15 protein-coding genes are annotated in these 18198 nt (G+C 68.5%); 8 read left to right on the top strand and 7 right to left on the bottom strand.

The window, feature by feature from the left end; translation table 11 throughout:
- The first annotated feature begins 6 nt into the window (after nt 1-6).
- A complete protein-coding gene (locus VXD91_RS22565; protein ID WP_346416492.1) occupies nt 7-585 on the top strand; it encodes a protein-tyrosine-phosphatase in 579 nt (192 codons plus the stop codon).
- 9 nt (nt 586-594) lie between these two features.
- Here VXD91_RS22565 and VXD91_RS22570 read toward each other — a convergent pair whose 3' ends face one another.
- On the bottom strand, nt 595-1674 hold the full coding sequence (locus tag VXD91_RS22570) for a dihydrodipicolinate reductase (protein WP_346416493.1): 1080 nt from the start codon (nt 1672-1674) through the stop codon (nt 595-597).
- A 396-nt stretch (nt 1675-2070) separates the two neighbouring features.
- Between VXD91_RS22570 and VXD91_RS22575 the strand changes: the two genes are divergently transcribed.
- Nucleotides 2071-3906, top strand: coding sequence for an acyl-CoA dehydrogenase (locus VXD91_RS22575; RefSeq protein WP_346416495.1), 1836 nt, complete (start codon nt 2071-2073; stop codon nt 3904-3906).
- Between the two features lie 92 nt (nt 3907-3998).
- Nucleotides 3999-7328: a BTAD domain-containing putative transcriptional regulator gene (locus VXD91_RS22580; protein ID WP_346416496.1), complete on the top strand. Its 3330-nt coding sequence runs from the start codon at nt 3999-4001 to the stop codon at nt 7326-7328.
- Between the two features lie 23 nt (nt 7329-7351).
- Here the strand turns inward: VXD91_RS22580 and VXD91_RS22585 are convergent, their stop codons facing one another.
- Both VXD91_RS22585 and VXD91_RS22590 read right to left on the bottom strand, forming a co-directional pair.
- Complete coding sequence (locus tag VXD91_RS22585) at nt 7352-8086, bottom strand: hemerythrin domain-containing protein (RefSeq protein ID WP_293022518.1); 735 nt, start codon at nt 8084-8086, stop codon at nt 7352-7354.
- 118 nt (nt 8087-8204) lie between these two features.
- On the bottom strand, nt 8205-9383 hold the full coding sequence (locus VXD91_RS22590) for a helix-turn-helix domain-containing protein (RefSeq protein WP_267324479.1): 1179 nt from the start codon (nt 9381-9383) through the stop codon (nt 8205-8207).
- Between the two features lie 108 nt (nt 9384-9491).
- Between VXD91_RS22590 and VXD91_RS22595 the strand changes: the two genes are divergently transcribed.
- Genes VXD91_RS22595 through phaZ form a run of 3 tightly spaced genes read left to right on the top strand, consistent with a single transcriptional unit; the run spans nt 9492 to nt 13493 of the window.
- Nucleotides 9492-10994 carry a long-chain fatty acid--CoA ligase gene (locus VXD91_RS22595; protein ID WP_346416497.1) on the top strand — a complete coding sequence of 501 codons (1503 nt, stop codon included), beginning with the start codon at nt 9492-9494 and terminating at the stop codon, nt 10992-10994.
- Nucleotide 10995: 1 nt separating this feature from the next.
- Nucleotides 10996-12681 carry an alpha/beta fold hydrolase gene (locus tag VXD91_RS22600; protein ID WP_346416498.1) on the top strand — a complete coding sequence of 562 codons (1686 nt, stop codon included), beginning with the start codon at nt 10996-10998 and terminating at the stop codon, nt 12679-12681.
- Nucleotides 12678-13493: a poly(3-hydroxyalkanoate) depolymerase gene (phaZ, locus tag VXD91_RS22605; protein ID WP_346416499.1), complete on the top strand. Its 816-nt coding sequence runs from the start codon at nt 12678-12680 to the stop codon at nt 13491-13493. The genes VXD91_RS22600 and phaZ overlap by 4 nt, the downstream gene beginning before the upstream one ends.
- A 76-nt stretch (nt 13494-13569) precedes the next feature.
- On the opposite strand, the gene VXD91_RS22610 is transcribed toward phaZ, so the two are convergent.
- Complete coding sequence (locus tag VXD91_RS22610) at nt 13570-14283, bottom strand: VIT family protein (RefSeq protein WP_212807985.1); 714 nt, start codon at nt 14281-14283, stop codon at nt 13570-13572.
- 61 nt (nt 14284-14344) lie between these two features.
- Nucleotides 14345-15310: a TIGR03564 family F420-dependent LLM class oxidoreductase gene (locus tag VXD91_RS22615; RefSeq protein ID WP_212807984.1), complete on the bottom strand. Its 966-nt coding sequence runs from the start codon at nt 15308-15310 to the stop codon at nt 14345-14347.
- Between VXD91_RS22615 and VXD91_RS22620 the strand changes: the two genes are divergently transcribed.
- A complete protein-coding gene (locus tag VXD91_RS22620; RefSeq protein ID WP_020103470.1) occupies nt 15309-16424 on the top strand; it encodes a TDT family transporter in 1116 nt (371 codons plus the stop codon). The genes VXD91_RS22615 and VXD91_RS22620 overlap by 2 nt on opposite strands.
- Nucleotides 16421-16744, top strand: a complete 324-nt coding sequence (locus VXD91_RS22625) for a DUF488 family protein (protein ID WP_346416500.1) — start codon at nt 16421-16423, stop codon at nt 16742-16744. Before VXD91_RS22620 ends, VXD91_RS22625 begins: the two co-directional genes overlap by 4 nt.
- A 5-nt stretch (nt 16745-16749) precedes the next feature.
- Here VXD91_RS22625 and VXD91_RS22630 read toward each other — a convergent pair whose 3' ends face one another.
- Both VXD91_RS22630 and VXD91_RS22635 read right to left on the bottom strand, forming a co-directional pair.
- Nucleotides 16750-17226, bottom strand: coding sequence for a MerR family transcriptional regulator (locus VXD91_RS22630; protein WP_346416501.1), 477 nt, complete (start codon nt 17224-17226; stop codon nt 16750-16752).
- 8 nt (nt 17227-17234) lie between these two features.
- Complete coding sequence (locus VXD91_RS22635; protein ID WP_346416502.1) at nt 17235-18107, bottom strand: SDR family oxidoreductase; 873 nt, start codon at nt 18105-18107, stop codon at nt 17235-17237.
- Nucleotides 18108-18198 lie beyond the last annotated feature (91 nt).

Here is an 18198-nt window from a genome sequence, read left to right on the forward strand (position 1 = left end):
CTTATCGTGGCACGCACGGATCACTCGCACGCGGTTATTGACGTTTGCGTTAGAGTTCGCTGGGAGGTTGGTCTGCGCATCCTGTTCGTCTGCACCGGAAACATCTGCAGATCCCCTACGGCAGAACGCCTTTCAGCGGGGATCGCCGCGCAGATGGGTATCGCGGACTTCGCCGCGTCCAGCGCCGGTACCCGCGCGGTGATCGGGCATCCAGTCCATCGGTTCGCAGCCGAGGTCTTGATCGGACTCGGCGGCGACCCCGCGAACTTCGCCGCACGACAGCTGACGCCGCGCATCGCCTCGGAAGCCGACCTCGTCATCACCATGACCACGGCGCACCGCACCGCCGTCCTCGAACTCGCGCCGCGTCAACTTCGGAGAACGTTCACACTCGGCGAAGCGTCGCTCCTGGCTACGACCTACGGCGCACGCACGGTGGCCGACCTCGCGCCGCTCCGCCTCCGCCTGCCCGAACACCAACCGGTGGAGATCGCCGATCCCATCGGTCGCGACCTCGACGCCTTCGAGGCCGTGGGTGAACAGATCGCCGCGCTGCTACCGCCGGTGATCGCGCTGAGCAGCTAGCCGGACCACTCAGGCCCAGCGCGTCGCCTCGACCTCGGCCGGCAGCGGCGCATGCAGCGGCACATCGAGTCCGTCGTAGATGCCCGGCTTCTGGGTCGCAAGCCACTCGATCGCACCGAGCAGCCGGTTGGCCGCCGTGGTGTTGCCGCCGTCGGCGCGCGTGCCCCCGGGCACGTCGGCGCGGACCACAATCGTGAGCTGCGGATCGCCGTCGATGATCACGCGGTGATCGCCCACGCCCTCGTCAGGCTGCGGCCAATCCGGCGCGCAGGACGGGTCGATGCGGGTGATGTGTTCGATGATCACGCGCTGCGCACCCTGCGACCAGCCGATGACCTCCAGTCGGAAGGCGCCCTGGGTGCCGACATCAAATCGGCCCATGACGTTCTCAACGGTCTCGGTCAGCGGCAGCCGCTCGCAGGTCTCGGTGATGTCGTCGATCTCGATGCCCAGGCCGCGGCCGATCAGCCGGACGTTGCCGCCCCAGACCATGGTCGGGATGGTCGGGATCAGCATCAGCGGCGTCTCCTCCATCGGGCCGCCGAAACCGCAGCGCACGCGCACCGCTTCAGGCTGGTTGTAGGTCGAGTAGTCGAAAATCTCCTGGCACCGGATGGTCTTGATCCGGGTGCACAGCCCGGCCACCGTCACGGCGAGCGCGTCGTTGCCCCACCCAGGATCGACACCCGATACCAGCAACGAGGCATTACCGGTGGCCGCCGCGTCGGCGAGCCGCTCGACCCATTCGGCCGGCGCCGAAGCCGGGTCATACAGGGAGTACAGCGACGGCGTCACGACGTGCTTGCCGGCCCGCAGACAGCGCTCGATGTCGGCGATGGCCTCCTCCGGGCGGATATCGCCGGAAGACATATAGGCCACGGCATCGCAGTCCGCGAGAGCCGCGTCGATGTCGGTGGTGGCGACCTTCCCGGTCGCGGTGTCGAGCTTGGCGAACGTCGCCGCGTCGCGGCCGGCTTTGTCCGAACTGGAGGTGATGACCGCCGTCAGCTCGAGCCCCGGGAACGCGACCGCCGATCGGATCGCCGTGGCCCCCATGTTGCCTGTACCCCACACCGCTACCCGACGCATACCTCACATAACCACGGCTGGTGACCCGCCTCACAGCGACCCCCCAGGATTGTCGTCGGACCGCGGCCTTCCGGGGCTGGGATCGCGGCGATCGCAAGCCTTCGCATCCACCACGGAGACGCCACAACACGGCTCCCATTGACCCCAACTGACGCGTCCTCCCCAGTTCCGGAAGTTTCCGGTGGCGGACATCACATTCGGACTAAACTGCAGGTCAGCGGCCATAAACCGGCCTCGAAACCACCCCGTTCAACCACTGGGTTGGTTAGCTACGAAAAATTTGCTCTTGACTGCTTTGCGATGAAGTTACCCGGCGGTATAGTTAGCCCCAGTTACTGGTGGGTAACTTAGCCCTGAGTACCCAACCCCTATAGTCCATCTCATCGAGGAGAAATCGTGGGCCACTACAAGAGCAACGTCCGTGACCAGGTATTCAACCTGTTCGAGGTCTTCGGCGTAGACAAGGCGATGGGTGAAGGCAAGTTCGCCGACCTGGACGCCGACACCGCCGGTGAAATGCTCAACGAGATCGCGCGCCTCGCCGAGGGCCCGATCGCCGATTCGTTCGCCGACGGCGACCGCAACCCGCCGGTCTTCGACCCCGCGACCCACACCGTCAAGCTTCCCGAGCCCTTCAAGAAGTCGATGCGCGCGCTGCTCGACGGCGGCTGGGACAAGGTCGGCCTGAAGGAAGAGCTCGGCGGCATGCCGATGCCCCGCGCACTGCAGTGGGCCCTGATCGAGCACGTGCTCGGTGCCAACCCGGCCGCCTACATGTACGCCATGGGCTCGGGCATGTGCGAAATCTTCTACAACAACGGCACCGACGAGCAGAAGAAGTGGGCCGTCCTCGCTGCCGAGCGCGGCTGGGGCGCCACCATGGTGCTGACCGAGCCCGACGCCGGCTCTGACGTGGGCGCCGGCCGCACCAAGGCCACCCAGCAGCCCGACGGCACCTGGCACATCGACGGTGTGAAGCGATTCATCACCTCGGCCGACTCGGACGACCTGTTCGAAAACATCATGCACCTGGTCCTGGCCCGCCCCGAGGGCGCCGGCCCGGGCACCAAGGGTCTGTCGCTGTTCTTCGTGCCGAAGTTCCACTTCGACCCCGAGACCGGTGAGCCCGGCGAGCGCAACGGCGCCTTCGTCACCAACGTCGAGCACAAGATGGGCCTGAAGGTTTCGGCCACCTGTGAGCTCACGCTCGGCCAGCACGGCACCCCCGCCGTCGGTTGGCTCGTCGGTGAGGTGCACAACGGCATTGCGCAGATGTTCGACGTCATCGAGCAGGCCCGCATGATGGTCGGTACCAAGGCCATCGCGACCCTGTCGACCGGTTACCTGAACGCGCTTGAGTACGCCAAGACCCGCATCCAGGGCGCTGACCTGACCCAGATGATGGACAAGACCGCTCCGCGCGTCTCGATCATGCACCACCCGGATGTCCGCCGGGCGCTGCTGACCCAGAAGTCCTACGCCGAGGGCCTGCGCGCCGTGTACCTGTACACCGCGTCGTTCCAGGACCCCGAGGTCGCCAAGGCCGTTCACGGTGTGGACGCCGAGCTGGCCTTCAAGGTCAACGACCTGATGCTCCCGATCGTCAAGGGCGTCGGCTCCGAGCGGGCCTACGAGAAGCTGACCGAGTCGCTGCAGACCTTCGGTGGTTCCGGCTTCCTGCAGGACTACCCGGTCGAGCAGTACATCCGTGACGCGAAGATCGACTCGCTGTACGAAGGCACCACCGCCATCCAGGCGCAGGACTTCTTCTTCCGCAAGATCATCCGCGACAAGGGCCAGGCCCTGGCGTTCGTCGCCGGCGAGATCGAGCAGCTGATCAAGAACCAGGACGGCAACGGCCGCCTGAAGGCCGAGCGCGAACTGCTCGCCACCGCTCTGGGCGACGTCCAGGGCATGGCCGCCACCCTGACCGGCTACCTGATGGCCGCTCAGGAAGACCCGAAGTCGATCTACAAGGTCGGCCTGGGCTCGGTCCGCTTCCTGCTGGCCGTCGGTGACCTGGTCATCGGCTGGCTGCTGCTGAAGCAGGCCGCGGTCGCCATCAAGGCGCTCGACGAGGGCGCCACCGGCGACGACCGCGCGTTCTACGAGGGCAAGATCGCATCGGCTTCGTTCTTCGCCAAGAACATGCTGCCGCTGCTCACCAGCGTCCGCGGCGTCGTCGAGTCCATCGACAACGAGGCCATGGAGCTGGACGAAGCGTCCTTCTGATCCGCATCTAGAACAGCAGCCCTCGGCATTCGCCGGGGGCTGCTGTTTTTGCGTCGACGTTGTGTGACCGGTCCGCCGGTAACATCGGCGGCGTGAAATTGGCTGTTCTCGGGCCGATCCGCGTCCTGCGGGACGACGCGCCGATCGACCTGGGGACGCCTCGGCAACGCGCCGTGATCGCGGCGCTCGCGTTGGCCCAGGGCGAGCGGGTCTCGGTCGAGGGCCTCGCCGACCGGGTGTGGGGCCATTCGCCACCCGTCTCGGCGACAGCCACCCTGCACAGCTACATCGGCAAGTTGCGCCGCATTCTGGAGCCCGAACGCGGTCCTCGCGAGGCTGCGGCGGTGCTGGTTCGGGAACACTCCGGCTACGCGCTGCGCATCCCGGCGGCTGACCGCGATGACGTCGCCCTGCAGCGGACGGTGACCACGGCACGCGCCACGTTGACCGAACTCGTCGACCTCGACCGCCCGTCCGCAACGGGAGCCGCCGCCGCCCGGGTCGAGCAGGTCGCGACGGCTCTCGACACTCAGTTGTCCGGCTGGCGCGGTGAGCCCTATCCGGAACTCGACGAATACCCCGACGCCGTCGCTGAGCGGGTGCGGCTCGCCGACCTGCGCGCCGCTGCGCGGGAACTCCGGATCGTCGCCCGCTTGGCGATCGGCGAACACAACGAACTGGTCGGTGAGCTGGCTACCCTGTGCGCCGAGAATCCACTGCACGAACGGTGGTGGTCGTTGTGGGCGGTCGCCCTGTTCCGCTGTGGGCGACTGCCCGACTCGCTGGCCGCACTGCAGACCCTACGAGCCGAACTGGCCGATGAGTTGGGACTCGATCCAAGCGAGTCGGTACGAACCCTGCAGAGCGCGATCCTGCGCCGCGATCCAGCGCTCGGGTGGCCGGCGCCGACGGTCTCAACCGTTCCGTCGCCCATCGTGCCGGCGTCGCTCTCGACACCGTTCCCACGACCGCGCTGGCCGTTGGTCGGGCGTGCGGCAGAACAGCGCCGGCTCCGGGCCGAGGCGGAAGCCGCCGTCGCGGGCGTACCCAGCGTCGCCGTGCTGGTCGGCGAACCCGGCGCCGGGAAGACGCGGCTGCTGGTCGAATTCGCGGACGACGCTGCCGAGCTGGGCCTGCGGATCGGTGTGGGGCGCTGCCGGGACGACGACCAGCCCGAGCTGTGGCCGCTGGCAGAAGCGCTTGCGGGCATTTCCGGCCGCCCGACGCCGCTCCTCTACGAGGAGTTGGCCTCCGGTTCTGAGTTCGCACTGCGTGATCTGGCCGAGCGGGTCGTAACCGAATCCGCATCGACGACGCCGACCGCTCTGGTACTGGAAGATCTGCATTGGGGCGGACCGGTGCTGATCCGTGCACTGACGGCACTGGTCGAGCGGCTCACCGATCAGCGGCTTCTGATCGTTGCGACCACCAAACCGGATCCGACGGACGGCTCCGAACTACAGCGGTTCCTGCGCGCATCGGTCCGCACGCAGAATGCCCGGATCGAGTTGGGTCCCCTGCCGATCGACGCGGTGGGGTCCCTGGCCGAAGTGGTCATCGGAACCGGGATCGGCGACGACCGCGCACATGCGCTCTGGAACCGGACCGGCGGGAACCCGCTGTACCTGGTGGAGCTGCTACAGAGTGCAGACATGCCCAGCGGAACCCTCGCCGACGTGGTGCTGGAGCGGGTCGAGGCGCTGCCCGCCGCGACGGCGGATGCACTGCGCGCGGCCAGCGTGCTCGGCGCCGCGTTCCAGGCTTCGGATCTCGCCGCGGTGACGCATACCGTTCCCGGGGATGCCGTCGAACTCCTCGAGCCCGCGCGCAGGGCAGGGATCGTGACCGACACCGGGGCCGGATTCCGATTCGGGCACGCGATCGTGCAGGAGGTGATTCACCGTTCGCTGACGGCAAATGTCCGCGTGGCCCTGCATCGACGAGCGGCGGAGGCCGCAGTGCGGGGTGACCTGACCCGCGCCGACGTGCGGGCTTCGGTGCAGCACCACCTGCGCTGCGCCGCGGCGGTGGATTCCGGTCATGGCTGGCGCACGCTGGTCGAGACTGCGCAGCACGCGCGGGCGGGCGCTCACTACGACGAGGAAGCGGCGCATCTGACGCTGGCGCTCGACCTGCAACGGACCGACCCGACGGCGTCCGCCCGGGAACGCTACGAACTGCTCATGCTGGCCACTGACGCGCACCGCTGGTCAGGTGATTGGCAAGGTGTCTCCGACTGCGTGGACGCCGCGACCCGACTGGTCGACCAACTCGGTGATCCGGCCGATCGGAGCGCCACCGCGGAGCTGGCGGCTCGCACCTTGTCCGCCAATCTCGACGGCGCACTGTGGCAGGTCAGGCCGTACGGCGAGGTGCACGCCCCGGTGGTCGATGCGCTCACCGAGGTATTGCCACACCTGCCACCGCGCCGGGCCGCGGTGCGCAGCCGGGCGCTGCTGACCCTGGCCATGGAACTGTTCTATTCCGGAGACACCGGCCGGATCGACGCCCTGGTGACCGAGGCCTTGACCGTGGCACGCTCGATCGACGATCCACGGGTCCGGGTGTCGGTGCACCTGGGCGCATACGTGGCGCGGTTCCGGCCGGATGCGGCAGCAGACCGGGCCGAGTACCTGCGGCTCGCCCGCGCGGATGTCGACGTGCTGGGCGATCCGCGGTCGGAGATGCTGGTCGCGACGCTGGCCACAGGCCTGGCCAACGAATCCGGTGACGCGGCCGCCGTCTGGTCCGGCATCCGGGCACTCACCAGTCGGCTCCGGTCCGCCGGTCTCGGCACGGCCGAGGTGGTGCTGCACACCGTCGCCGCACCCTGGCACGCGATGGCCGGCGACGAGACAGCCGCGGCCGCGTCGGTACAACGGCTGTTCGAACTCGCTGACGAGGTGCGCACCCCCAACACCCTCGAAGCCGCCCAGGCCGCGGCTGCGATCGTGGGACTGCACACCGGCCGGGCACCGGACTTACTGCCGATGCTCGACGGGTTCCTCCGGGACAGTCAGATTCCGGCCTCGTCGACGGTGGCACTGGTGTTGCTGCGCGCCGGCGAACGCAGTCGGGCAGCAGCCCTGGTCGACTCCCAGCCGCTGCCCACCGAGCGCCACACCTTCCTCGCCACCGCATTCGCTGCGATGAACTGCGAGATCGCGCTGGAACTCGACCGGCCGGCTCTCGCCGTGGACGCCTACCGCTACCTGCGGGACTACTCAGGACGGATGGCCAGCGCCGGGACCGCGACGGCGATCGGTCCAGTGGACCTGTTCCTGGCCTACGGGGCCGCCGCCACCGGGGATGCCGCGGCCGCCACCGCGTACGCCGACGCGGCGGCGGACCAGGCTCGACGCTGGGGACTCAGTCGGTTTGACGCGCACATCGCGCGGTGCCGGAGCCGACACGGCTTCTGAACCGGCCGGCCATCACCGACCACTCAGCGCACCAGGGTGGTGCCTACCGTCGTGCCGGCCGGCACCGCGGCAAACGCGGCTTCGTCGAGCTGCAGGAAACGCCGCCGCCCCATCCGCAGCATCACCCGCAGCGCCAGCGGCGCCTCAGCGAGCAGCTCGGACGCCAGCGGGTCGGGGAGGTCCTTGAAGGCCCACGGCAACATCTGTGTGAGTTCGCGCGGGCTCATGCCGCCGCGCAGCTGCGTGCGTTCGAGGTGGTCCCATTCGGCACCTCCGATCCGCGCCTGCAGCACCGCGTTGGCGGCGCGCTCCTCGTGCGCGAGATGACCGGTCAGGCAGGTGTAGGTCTCATCGAGGGCCAAGGTCAGCTGCTCCCGGTCGCGTGCGCCGGTGCCGATCGTCATCGCCTCCAGGCCTTCGCGCACGCGCACCAGCAGTGGGTCGATCAGGTCATGTTCGGCGTCCATCGCGTCGAGAACGGACAGCGCGTGGACATCGTGATCGGCCTCGGCCCGTTCGCGCAGCAGCGGCCAGATGACCACGTCCTCCTTCCGGTGGTGATCGTGCAGCACCGTGGACAGCAGGTCCCACCGCGCCAAAAGCGCACGCCAAGTGCGTCCGTCGGCGATCGGAGTGCGGCGGGCCGCAACGCAGAAGTGCGTCAGATCGCGCCGGAATCCGTAGTGCATGACGTACATCATCCGCAGGTCTGCAGGGCCAACGGGGGCAGCGGCCTGACCGGGCAACAAGACGGTCACAACGACTCCTCTTCATCCGGGATGCCCACTCGGGCGTCCTCGTCCCGGACGATCGCAGGGCGCACTGGTAGCCCACTGGTGGCCGACTTGTCTCAGAAGACACAAAGTCGGCGCAGGATCAGTCAGGCAGGCGCTGACTGATCTCGAAGGCCAAGCACAGCTCGGCGACGTCGCGGGGACGGGACAGGGACCGTCCCGTCCGCTCCTCGATGCGATGCAGCCGGTGCCGAATAGTGTTGGGGTGACAGAAGATTGCGGCGGCGGCTTCATTGGCGGAGCCGCCGGCGTCGAGCCACGCCTGGAAGGTCTGGGACAGCACGGCCCGCTCCTCGGCGGGCAGCCCACGCAGCCCGCCGAGTACCGATTCCTCGATCCGGTTCATCACCTCCGGCGCACTGACGGCGGCGAACGCCAGTGGCGCGTCGTCGAAGGCGCAGACGAAGCCATCACGGCTCGGCCGGCCGGCCACCGCCAGCCGGGCCAGACGCAGGCCCTCACCCGTCTCCGCCAGGCTCGTGAACGCCGGGCTGAGGCCGACGCGCGCCGTCGCGATCTTGCGCAGCACCTCGACCAGCACGTCGTACGTCGCGTCCTGTCGCAGGTGCACGACGCCGACCTGCAGATCGGGCAGCAGACGCCAGGCCGACCGGATGTCACGGGCCGCGAGCTTGCTCGCGATCTCGGGTAGCCCCAGCTTGCCGATGGCCGGAATCTCGGCCGCCGCAACCACATACGGGCCCGTCGTCGGTAGGCCCAGCAGATCGGCCGCCTCCCACAGGCTCTGGTTGTCGGTGATGCGGCCGAGCAGCACCGCCTCGACCAGAGCCGACCGCTCCTCTTCGCGGTCCATGATCTGGCTGGTGAGTTGCTCCCGGTAGGCGCCGGTCATCGCCTGGGTGAACTCGTCCTGGCTCAGGAAGATGCGCGCGCTGGCCTCCAGGATGGATTCGGTCGGGATGCCGGCCTCCCGCGCCGCGGCGACGCTGCTCTCCCACATGAAGCGAAAACCGATGCGATAGGCGGTCATCACCGCGGCCAGCGGAATGCCCTCGACGGCCCGCTGCCGGCCGGTCGCCTCGGCCGGCGACAGGTCCGCCTCGCCGTCGCCGCAGAGCGTGTGGAACACGAAAGTCATGTTGGCGACGCAACTTTCGCGCACATTGTCGCGCGCCTCGGGGGTGGCGCGGTAGCCGTCGATGCGGCTGTAGATGCGGTCGGCCAGTTGCTCGCCGAGCGCCTCCACACGCGTCAGCATGATCCGGCTGAGTTCCCGCATGTGCTCGTCGACCCCGGCCATCAGCCAACCTTAGGTGAGGCGCCGATTGTGGCCGGTCACATTTGGCGGTGGCCACTGTTGTTCCCGCCACCATCGCCTCTAGGGCCGCGCCGAATCACGCTTGAAGGCATGACCAACCTCGCCCAGAACCTCGTCGCCAGCCGCACCCGTCGCCCCGACAGCGTGGCCCTCCGCTGCGACGACCAGACCTACACCTACGCCCAGTTCGACGACGCCGCCGCCCGCGTCGCGACGCTGCTGCGGCAGGCCGGCATCGAGCCGGGTGACCGGGTGGGTGTCATGCTGCCGAACGGTCCGGCTTTCGCCGCCGCGTTCTACGGAATCCTGTACGCCGGCGCCGTCGCGGTGCCGATGAACCCACTGCTCAAGGCGCCGGAGATCGAGTTCTACCTCGCCAATACGACGGCCAAGGCGCTGTTCGCGCCACCGGCGTTCGCCGGCGAGGCGCAGGCCGGCGCCGAGGCCGCCGGGGCGGGCTGCTGGGTCGTCGACGACGCCGGGTTGGTGGCGCTGATCGACGGGCTCCCGGCCCAACCGGTGCCGGTCGAGCGCGCGGACGACGACACCGCCGTCGTCCTCCACACCTCGGGTACGACGGGCAAGCCCAAGGGTGCCGAGCTGACCCACGGCGGCCTGGGCCGCAACGCCGACGTGTGCGTGCGGACGCTGCTGAACATCGGACCCGACGACGTGGTGATGGGCTGCCTGCCGCTGTTCCACGTGTTCGGCCTGACCTGCGGCCTGAACTCGGCGGTGCTGGCCGGCGCGGCGCTCAGCCTGCTGCCCCGCTTCGATCCGGCCCGCACGCTGGAGCTGATCGAGCGCGACGGCGTCACCATCTTCGAGGGTGTGCCGACGATGTACTCGGCCCTCTTGGCCGCGGCCGGTACGGCGTCGACGGACACGCTGCGGATCGCTGTGTCGGGCGGTGCCGCGATTCCGGTACAGGTGCTGCAGGACTTCGAGAAGACCTTCGACTGCCTGGTTCTGGAGGGCTACGGCCTGTCCGAGACGTCGCCTGTCGCGGCGTTCAACCACCCGGACCGCCCGCGCAAGCCCGGTTCGATCGGTACGCCCGTCGAGGGCGTCGAGATGCGCATCGTCGACAACGACGGCGCCGAGGTGCCGCAGGGTGAGCCCGGCGAAATCGAGATCCGCGGGCACAACGTCATGACGGGCTACTGGAACCTGCCCGAGGCCACCGCCGAAGCCATCAACGCCGACGGCTGGTTCGCCACCGGCGACATCGCCCGCACCGACGAGGACGGCTACTACTACATCGTCGACCGCAAGAAGGCGCTGATCATCCGCGGCGGCTTCAACGTCTACCCCCGCGAGATCGAAGAGGTGCTCTACACCCACCCGGCCGTCGCCGAGGCGGCTGTCGTAGGCATCCCGCATGACTCGCTCGGCGAGGAGGTCGGCGCCGCCGTCAGCCTCAAGCCGGGCCTCGAGGTCGCCGCCGACGAACTTCGCGAGTTCGTCAAGAGCCAGGTGGCCGCCTACAAGTACCCGCGACGCATCTGGTTCCTCGACGACCTGCCCAAGGGCCCGACCGGGAAGCTGCTCCGTCGCGAAATCACCATCCCCACAACGGAAAGCGACAACTGACATGGCAACCCTGCACCCCGACGAGCTCGCCGCACCGCTGGACCTGCTGCTGACCAGCGCCACCAAGCCGTTCGCCCGCCGCATGATGCCCGACCAGGCCTGGGCGCGGATGGCCGTCAGCCTGGCCAAGCAGCCGGGCACCGTCCTCGACCGCGGCAAGGAACTGGCCCGCGAGCTCGGCGACATCGCCACCGGCGACTCCGACCGGGCCCCACAACGCGCCGATAAACGCTTCAGTGACGTTGCCTGGCAACAGAACCCACTACTGCATCGCATCATGCAGGGCTACCTGGCCGCGTCGGACACCGCCGAGAAGCTCTTCGCCGACGCCGACCTGGACTGGCGCGACGAAGCCCAGATGCGGTTCGTCTTCGACAACGCCATCGAAGGCCTGGCCCCCACCAACAACCCGTTGATCAGCCCGCTGGGCTGGAAAGCCATGATCGACACCGGCGGCCTGAGCGCCGTCCGCGGCCTGAAAGCCTTTGCCCGCGACATCATGTCGTCGCCGCGGGTGCCGGCCATGGTCGAGCCCGACGCTTACACCGTGGGCGAGACGGTTGCCGTCACCAAGGGCGCTGTGGTGCTGCAGACCCGGATGTTCGAGCTGATCCAGTACGCGCCGCAGACGCCGACGGTGCACGCGGTACCGCTGCTGATGGTGCCGCCGGTGATCAACAAGTACTACATCATGGACATCGCGCCCGGCCGCAGCATGATCGAGTATTTCGTGCAGCAGGGCCAGCAGGTGTTCGCCATCTCGTGGCGCAATCCGCAAGCCAGGCACAAGGATTGGGACATCAATACCTACGGGGCGGCGATCATCGAGGCCATCGACGCGGTGCGGGCCATCACCGGCGCGGCCGGCGCCCACCTCATGGCGAGCTGCTCGGGCGGCATCATCACCGCCATGACGGCCGCGCACCTGGCCGAGACCGGCGACGGCGACAAAGTTGCGAGCCTCACGCTCGCGGTGACGGTGCTGGATCAGGACCGGGCCGGATTCGCTTCTGCCGCAATGAGTGATCGGGCAGCGCAGGCCGCGATCGCGACCTCGGCGAAGAAGGGCTATCTGGACGGCAAGGCCATGGCCGAGATGTTCGCCTGGCTGCGGCCGACCGATCTCGTGTGGCGCTACTGGGTGAACAACTACGTGCAGGGCCGTAGCCCGGCGGCGTTCGACGTCTTGTTCTGGAACGCCGACACCACCCGCATGGCGGCGGCGCTGCACCGCGACATGGTGCTGATGGGCCTGCACAATTCACTGGTCACGCCCGGTGCGGTGAGCATGCTCGGCACACCCGTCGACCTGTCCAAGATCACGTGCGACGCCTACGTCATCGGCGGCATCGCCGACCACATCTCGCCGTGGCAGGCCACCTACCGCAGCGCGAAGTTGTTGGGCAGCAAGGACAACCGCTACGTGCTGTCCACCAGCGGCCACATCGCGGCACTGGTCAACCCGCCCGGGAACCCGAAGGCGTCGTACCGGATCGCCCAGGTGACCGATGGCACGCCGGAGGAATGGCTGACCGAGGCCGAAAAGTCCAGTGACTCCTGGTGGCCCGACTACGTCGCGTGGCTGGCCGAACGCAGCGGCGACGACATCGACGCCCCGACGACGCTGGGCGCCGAGGGCTTCATCGCCGTCGGCCCCGCACCCGGCACGTACGTGCTGCAGAAATGACCGTCACCGAGCGGTACGTGTCGGTCGGCGGCCAGCGGCTGCGGGTGCGCATCGACCATGGGACCGATCCGAGCGCGGTTCCGCTGGTGCTGTGCAATGGCATCGGCGCCAGCCTGGAGGTGCTCGACCCCTTCGTCGAGCGGATGCCGGGCACCGTGATCCGGTTCGACGTCCCCGGCACCGGCGGGTCACCAACGTCGTTTGCGCCCTATGGCTTTCCCTACCTGGCGTGGGTGCTGGGCCGGCTGCTGAACAAGCTGGGGTTCACGGTCGTCGACATCCTGGGCCTGTCCTGGGGTGGGGCACTGGCACAGCAGTTCGCCTTCCAGAACCCCCGTCGCTGCCGGCGGCTGGTGCTGGTGGCCACCGGGACGGGCGCGGTGATGGTGCCCGGGCATCCACGCGTGCTTGCGAAAATGGTTACGCCGAAGCGATTCTCAAATGCGTCGTACGCCGCCTCGATCGCCGGTGAACTCTACGGTGGCACCGTGCGGCAGCGCGGCGACGACATCGCCAAGCTGTTCCTGCAGCAGCTGCACGCGGGCTCGAAGATCGGCTACGTGCACCAGCTGCTGGCCGGCGCGGTGTGGACGAGCATTCACGCGCTGCCTGCGGTCCGTCAGGAAACGCTGATCGTGGCGGGCACCGACGACCCCATCATCCCGGTGGCCAACGCGCGCATCATGAACTTTCTACTGCCGCACTCACACCTGCATCTGCACTCCGGCGGGCACGTCGACCTCATCACCAATGCCGGCGAGTTGGCGCCCGTGATCGCACAGTTCCTCAACGAGCCCGGGGAACGCGCCTAACCGCGAGCAGACGTAAAACTGTCAAAATCCCGTGATTTGCGACAGTTTTGCGTCTGCTCGGCAGGGTGAGCCGAACTCAGGCGACGACGCCGCCGACCAGATGGCCGACGAGGTAGGTGGCACCCAGCGCGAGGGCACCACCGATGACGTTGCGGGCCACGGCCTTTCCGACCGGCGCCCCACCGAGTCGCGCCGACACCACGCCGGTGATCGCCAATGCCAGCAGCACCGCGAACATCGTGACCGGGACACGGAGCGTCGTCGGGGGCAGCAGGATCGCCACCAACGGCAACAACGCGCCGATGGTGAACGACACCGCCGACGAGAACGCGGCCGCCCACGGGTTGGCCAAATCGCCTGGCGTGATGCCCAACTCGACGACCGCGTGCGCGGCGAACGCGTTGTGGTCGGTCAGTTCCTCGGCCGCGGTCCGCGCCGTCGACACCGACAGACCACGCCCTTCCAACAGTCCGGCCAATTCATCGAGCTCGGCGGCCGGGTCTTCCTTGAGCTCGCGCTTCTCCTTGGCCAGCAAGGCCTGTTCGGTGTCGCGCTGCGAGCTCACCGACACGTACTCGCCCAGCGCCATCGATATCGCGCCGGCCACCAGACCAGCCATACCGGCGGTGAAGATCGGCCCGCGCTCGGCCGTCGCGGCCGCGACACCGACGACGATGCCGGCAGTCGACACGATGCCGTCATTGGCACCGAGTACGCCGGCGCGCAACCAGTTCAGCTTCGACGCAACCGAACCCGCGTGGGGCTCGGCGTCATGGGACGAGATCGCCATTCCTGCAACGCTATGCGGGCGCGCGGCGATCCGCCAGCCAATGAAGCCTTGCCAAACCTGCTCAGGATTCCAGTTTTTTGAGCACCGCACGGGTGCGGGCCCGGCCTTCGGCCGACGGGTCGAATGTCACGCCGACGTATTCGTCGACCCCGGCGGCTTCCAATTCGGCCAGGCGGTCGCGCACCGTCTGCTCGTCGCCGATGATCGCGATGTCCTCCGGGCCGGCGTAGCCCTCACGGTCGAGCATGGCGCGGTACGACGGCAGGTGACCGTAGATGGCGAACTGCTCGGCGGCCTGCTTGCGGGCGCTGTCGACGTCGTCGGTCACGGCAACCGGAATGGCCGCGACGACGCGGACCGCATCGGCGCGGCCGGCGTCGGCAGCGGCTTGGCGCAACGTCGGACCGACGTGGCCCGCAAGGGTTTTCGGCCCGGTCATCCAGGTGACGGTGCCCGACGACCGGCGTCCGGCGATCTGCAACAGCTTCGGTCCGAGCGCGGCGATGTACACCGGCGGCGTCGGGGCACCGGGGATGATCAGCGCGCCGCGCGTGGTCACCGTCTCGCCGGTGGCGTCGGCCTTCTCGCCGTTCAACAGCGGCAACAGGCCGTCCAGGTATTCGTTGAGCCGGCGGACCGGCTTGTCCCACGGGATACCCCACATGCCCTCGGTGACGGCCTGGTGCGTCATGCCGAGCCCGAGCAGCAGGCGGCCGCCCGTCATCTGGCTGATGGTCAGCGCCCGCTGTGCCAACAGCATCGGGAGCTGATTCTGGATGGGCAGCACGCCGGTGCCGACCTCGATGCCGTCGACCTCACGCAGGCCGACCGTGAGCACCGTGAGAAGGTCCGGCTCGTAAGGCATCTGGGCGAACCAGGCCCGGCGAAATCCCTCGTCACGCAACTGGGCGAGGTACGCGACGGTGTCGTCGACGGGCGATTTGAGACCACTCAACGAACCGAAAATGCTGATCTGCACGGGATGCTCCTTGAGGCCGGTTTGGGTCACCTGTGAGTATCGAACCATGACGACCGACGGACCAGAGACTGCCCGGCTGCAATATTTCGGACCCAACTGGTTCGCCTCGGTGATGGGGACGGGCATCGTCGCCACCGCGGCCGCGTCGCTGCCGGTGCATCTGCCCGGACTCCGGGGTTTCGCCGAAGGGGTGTGGGTGATCGCCACCGCCCTGCTGGTGCTGCTGATCGTCGCGGTGTCGGTGCAGTGGGTGCGTCACCCCACGGTGGCGCGCAGCCAGGTGCGCAACCCGCAGATGACGCACTTCTACGGTGCGGCGCCGATGGCGCTGATGACCGTCGGCCTCGGGGCCCTGCTGATCGGCAAGGACCTGATCGGCACGCGTTTCGCCGTCGATCTCGACTGGATTCTGTGGACCGCGGGCACCATCGGCGGCCTGTTCACCGCGATGACCATCCCGTTCCTCATGTTCACCCAGCTCGAGGTCGGGCCGGACGCCGCGTTCGGTGGTTGGCTGATGCCCGTCGTGCCGCCCATGGTGTCGGCGGCCTCGGGCGCATTGCTGCTGCCGCACCTGCCGCCGGGCACGGCCCGCACCACGATGTTCTACGGCTGCTTCGCGATGTTCGGGCTGTCGCTGATCGCGGCGCTGATCATCATCACGATGATCTGGAGCCGGCTGGCGCACTACGGCACCTCGGGGTCGGCCCGCGTGCCGACACTCTGGATCGTGCTGGGTCCGCTGGGGCAGGGCATCACCGCCGCCGGGCTGCTGGGGACGGCGGCGGCCTCGGCCATCAGCCCGGAGCTGGCGTCGGGCATGAACATCTTCGCCGTGCTGTTCGGCGTCCCGGTATGGGGCTTCGCCGTGCTGTGGATCAGCCTCGCCAGCGCCTTGACGGTGCGCACAATGCGCCGCGGCATGCCGTTTGCACTGACGTGGTGGAGCCTGACCTTCCCTGTCGGCACGTTCGTCACCGGCACGTCGCAACTCGCCGCACACACCGGGCTGCCGGCGTTCCGCGTCGCCGCCGTCGTCGCGTACGTCTTTCTGCTGTGCACCTGGGCGCTGGTCGCGGTACGGACGTTGCGTGGCAGTGTCGGAGGCAGCCTGTTCACCCCACCGCCTGCTCCGGCAGCCATCCACAAGGACCCGAAATGATCGACACTGCTCGGGTGTACGACCCGGTTGATCCCGCCCAGCCGCCCCGGGTGACCGTCGACCGGTTGTGGCCCAGGGGAATTCCCAAGGAGGACCCGCGGGTCGGCACCTGGATGCCGCACGTCGCACCGTCGAACGAAGTGCGCAAGTGGTACCACGCGCATCCCGGCGAGTTCGACAAGTTCGCCGCCGACTACCGGGCAGAGTTGGCCGACTCGGAGGAGCTGGCCAAGCTGCGATCGATGGGTCCGGTGACCCTGACCACCTCGGCCAAGGACGTCTCGATCAGCCACGTCGCCGTGCTCGCGGCGCTGCTCTAGACCCGTCAGCAGGTGTCGCCGGTGGTGCCGCCGTAGGTGGCGATCTTGTACTCGGTGGCCGCCAGCGAAAGCGTGAGTTCACGGATCTGGCGGCGGATGGTGTCGCGATGTTCCAGCAGCATGTCGAGTCGTTCGGGCACCGTCTGCTCTCCGCTGTCCACGAGCGCGATGTAGTGCTGCAGATCTCGAATGGCCATGCCGGACAAGCGCATCCGGGTCAGGAAGACGAGTCGGCGCACCGCCTCGGGCGGGTATACGCGGTGGCCGCTGCTGTCGCGGTCGACCTCGACCAGGCCGGCGCGTTCGTAATAGCGCAGGGTGTGTGCGGAGACGTCGAGCAGGTCGGCAACCTCGGCAATGGTCATGGGCTCGCTGAGGCCCTCGGTGTCGGCGAGCCGGTGGATGACCTCGATCGACATCGGTCCGTCCATCTCGCCGAGTGCGGCAAGTGCCCGGCTCATCAGTTCGTCGGTGGAGGACATACTCGATACTAGATCGGCCGCGATGAGGCGGCGCTGTCCGCGAAGTCGGCGCTGCGGGCCAGCGCGGCCCACCGGCCGACTTCGTCCAGACCGCGTTGGTAGGTGGTCGTGAGCCGCTCGACGGCCTCGGCACCGAGTGGCAGCCGCAGCGGCACGTCCTCGGAGCGGACCAGGGAGACGATGATCTGCGCGGCCGCGGCGGGGTCGCCTTCCTGCTTCCCGTCCGCGCCGGCCATGTCGGCGCGTACCGCGGCCAGGACGTCCCGGTAGGTCGACGAGGCGTCGGTGAAGTCGAGCACGTCGGCCGCGTTGAAGGCGGTGCGGAACCGGCTCGGCTCGACCAGCATCACCCGGATCCCGAACGGCGCGACCTCGCCGGCCAAGGCCTCCGACCAGCCCTCCAGAGCGAACTTCGACGCCGAGTACGTCGAGACGCCGGGGAACGACATCCGGCCGCCCTGACTGCTCATCTGGACGATCGTCCCGCTGCCCTGCGCCCGCATGACCGGTAACGCCGCGCGCACCAGGGCGGCGGGACCGAACAGATGCAGGTCCATCAGGTCGCGCAGCTGCGCGTCGGCGACTTCCTCGGCGGCGCCGACGATGGCCCGCCCGGCGTTGTTCACCAGGACGTCGAGGCGACCGTAACGGTCGACTGCCGCCTGGACGAGCGTGGCGGCTTCGCTGGTGTCACGGGCATCGAAGGCGACGGCGGTGAAGCGGTCACCGTAGGCGGCGCCCAGGTCGGCCACGCTGACGGGATTGCGGACTGCGGCGACGACCTGATCGCCCCCGGCAAGGGCGGCCTCGGCCAGTGCGCGTCCGAGACCCTTCGAGGCTCCGGTGATGACCCAGGTCTGTGCTGGCGTAGCTGTTGTCATGGCGCTGACGCTAGGAGTTTGAGCGCGCTCGAACGCAAGCCCGTGCGCCAGGGATTTGTGCACGAAAATCCGCGGGGGGGCGCGGAAAATC

It is taken from the genome of Mycobacterium sp. SM3041 (genome assembly GCF_039668335.1).
Lineage (GTDB): Bacteria > Actinomycetota > Actinomycetes > Mycobacteriales > Mycobacteriaceae > Mycobacterium.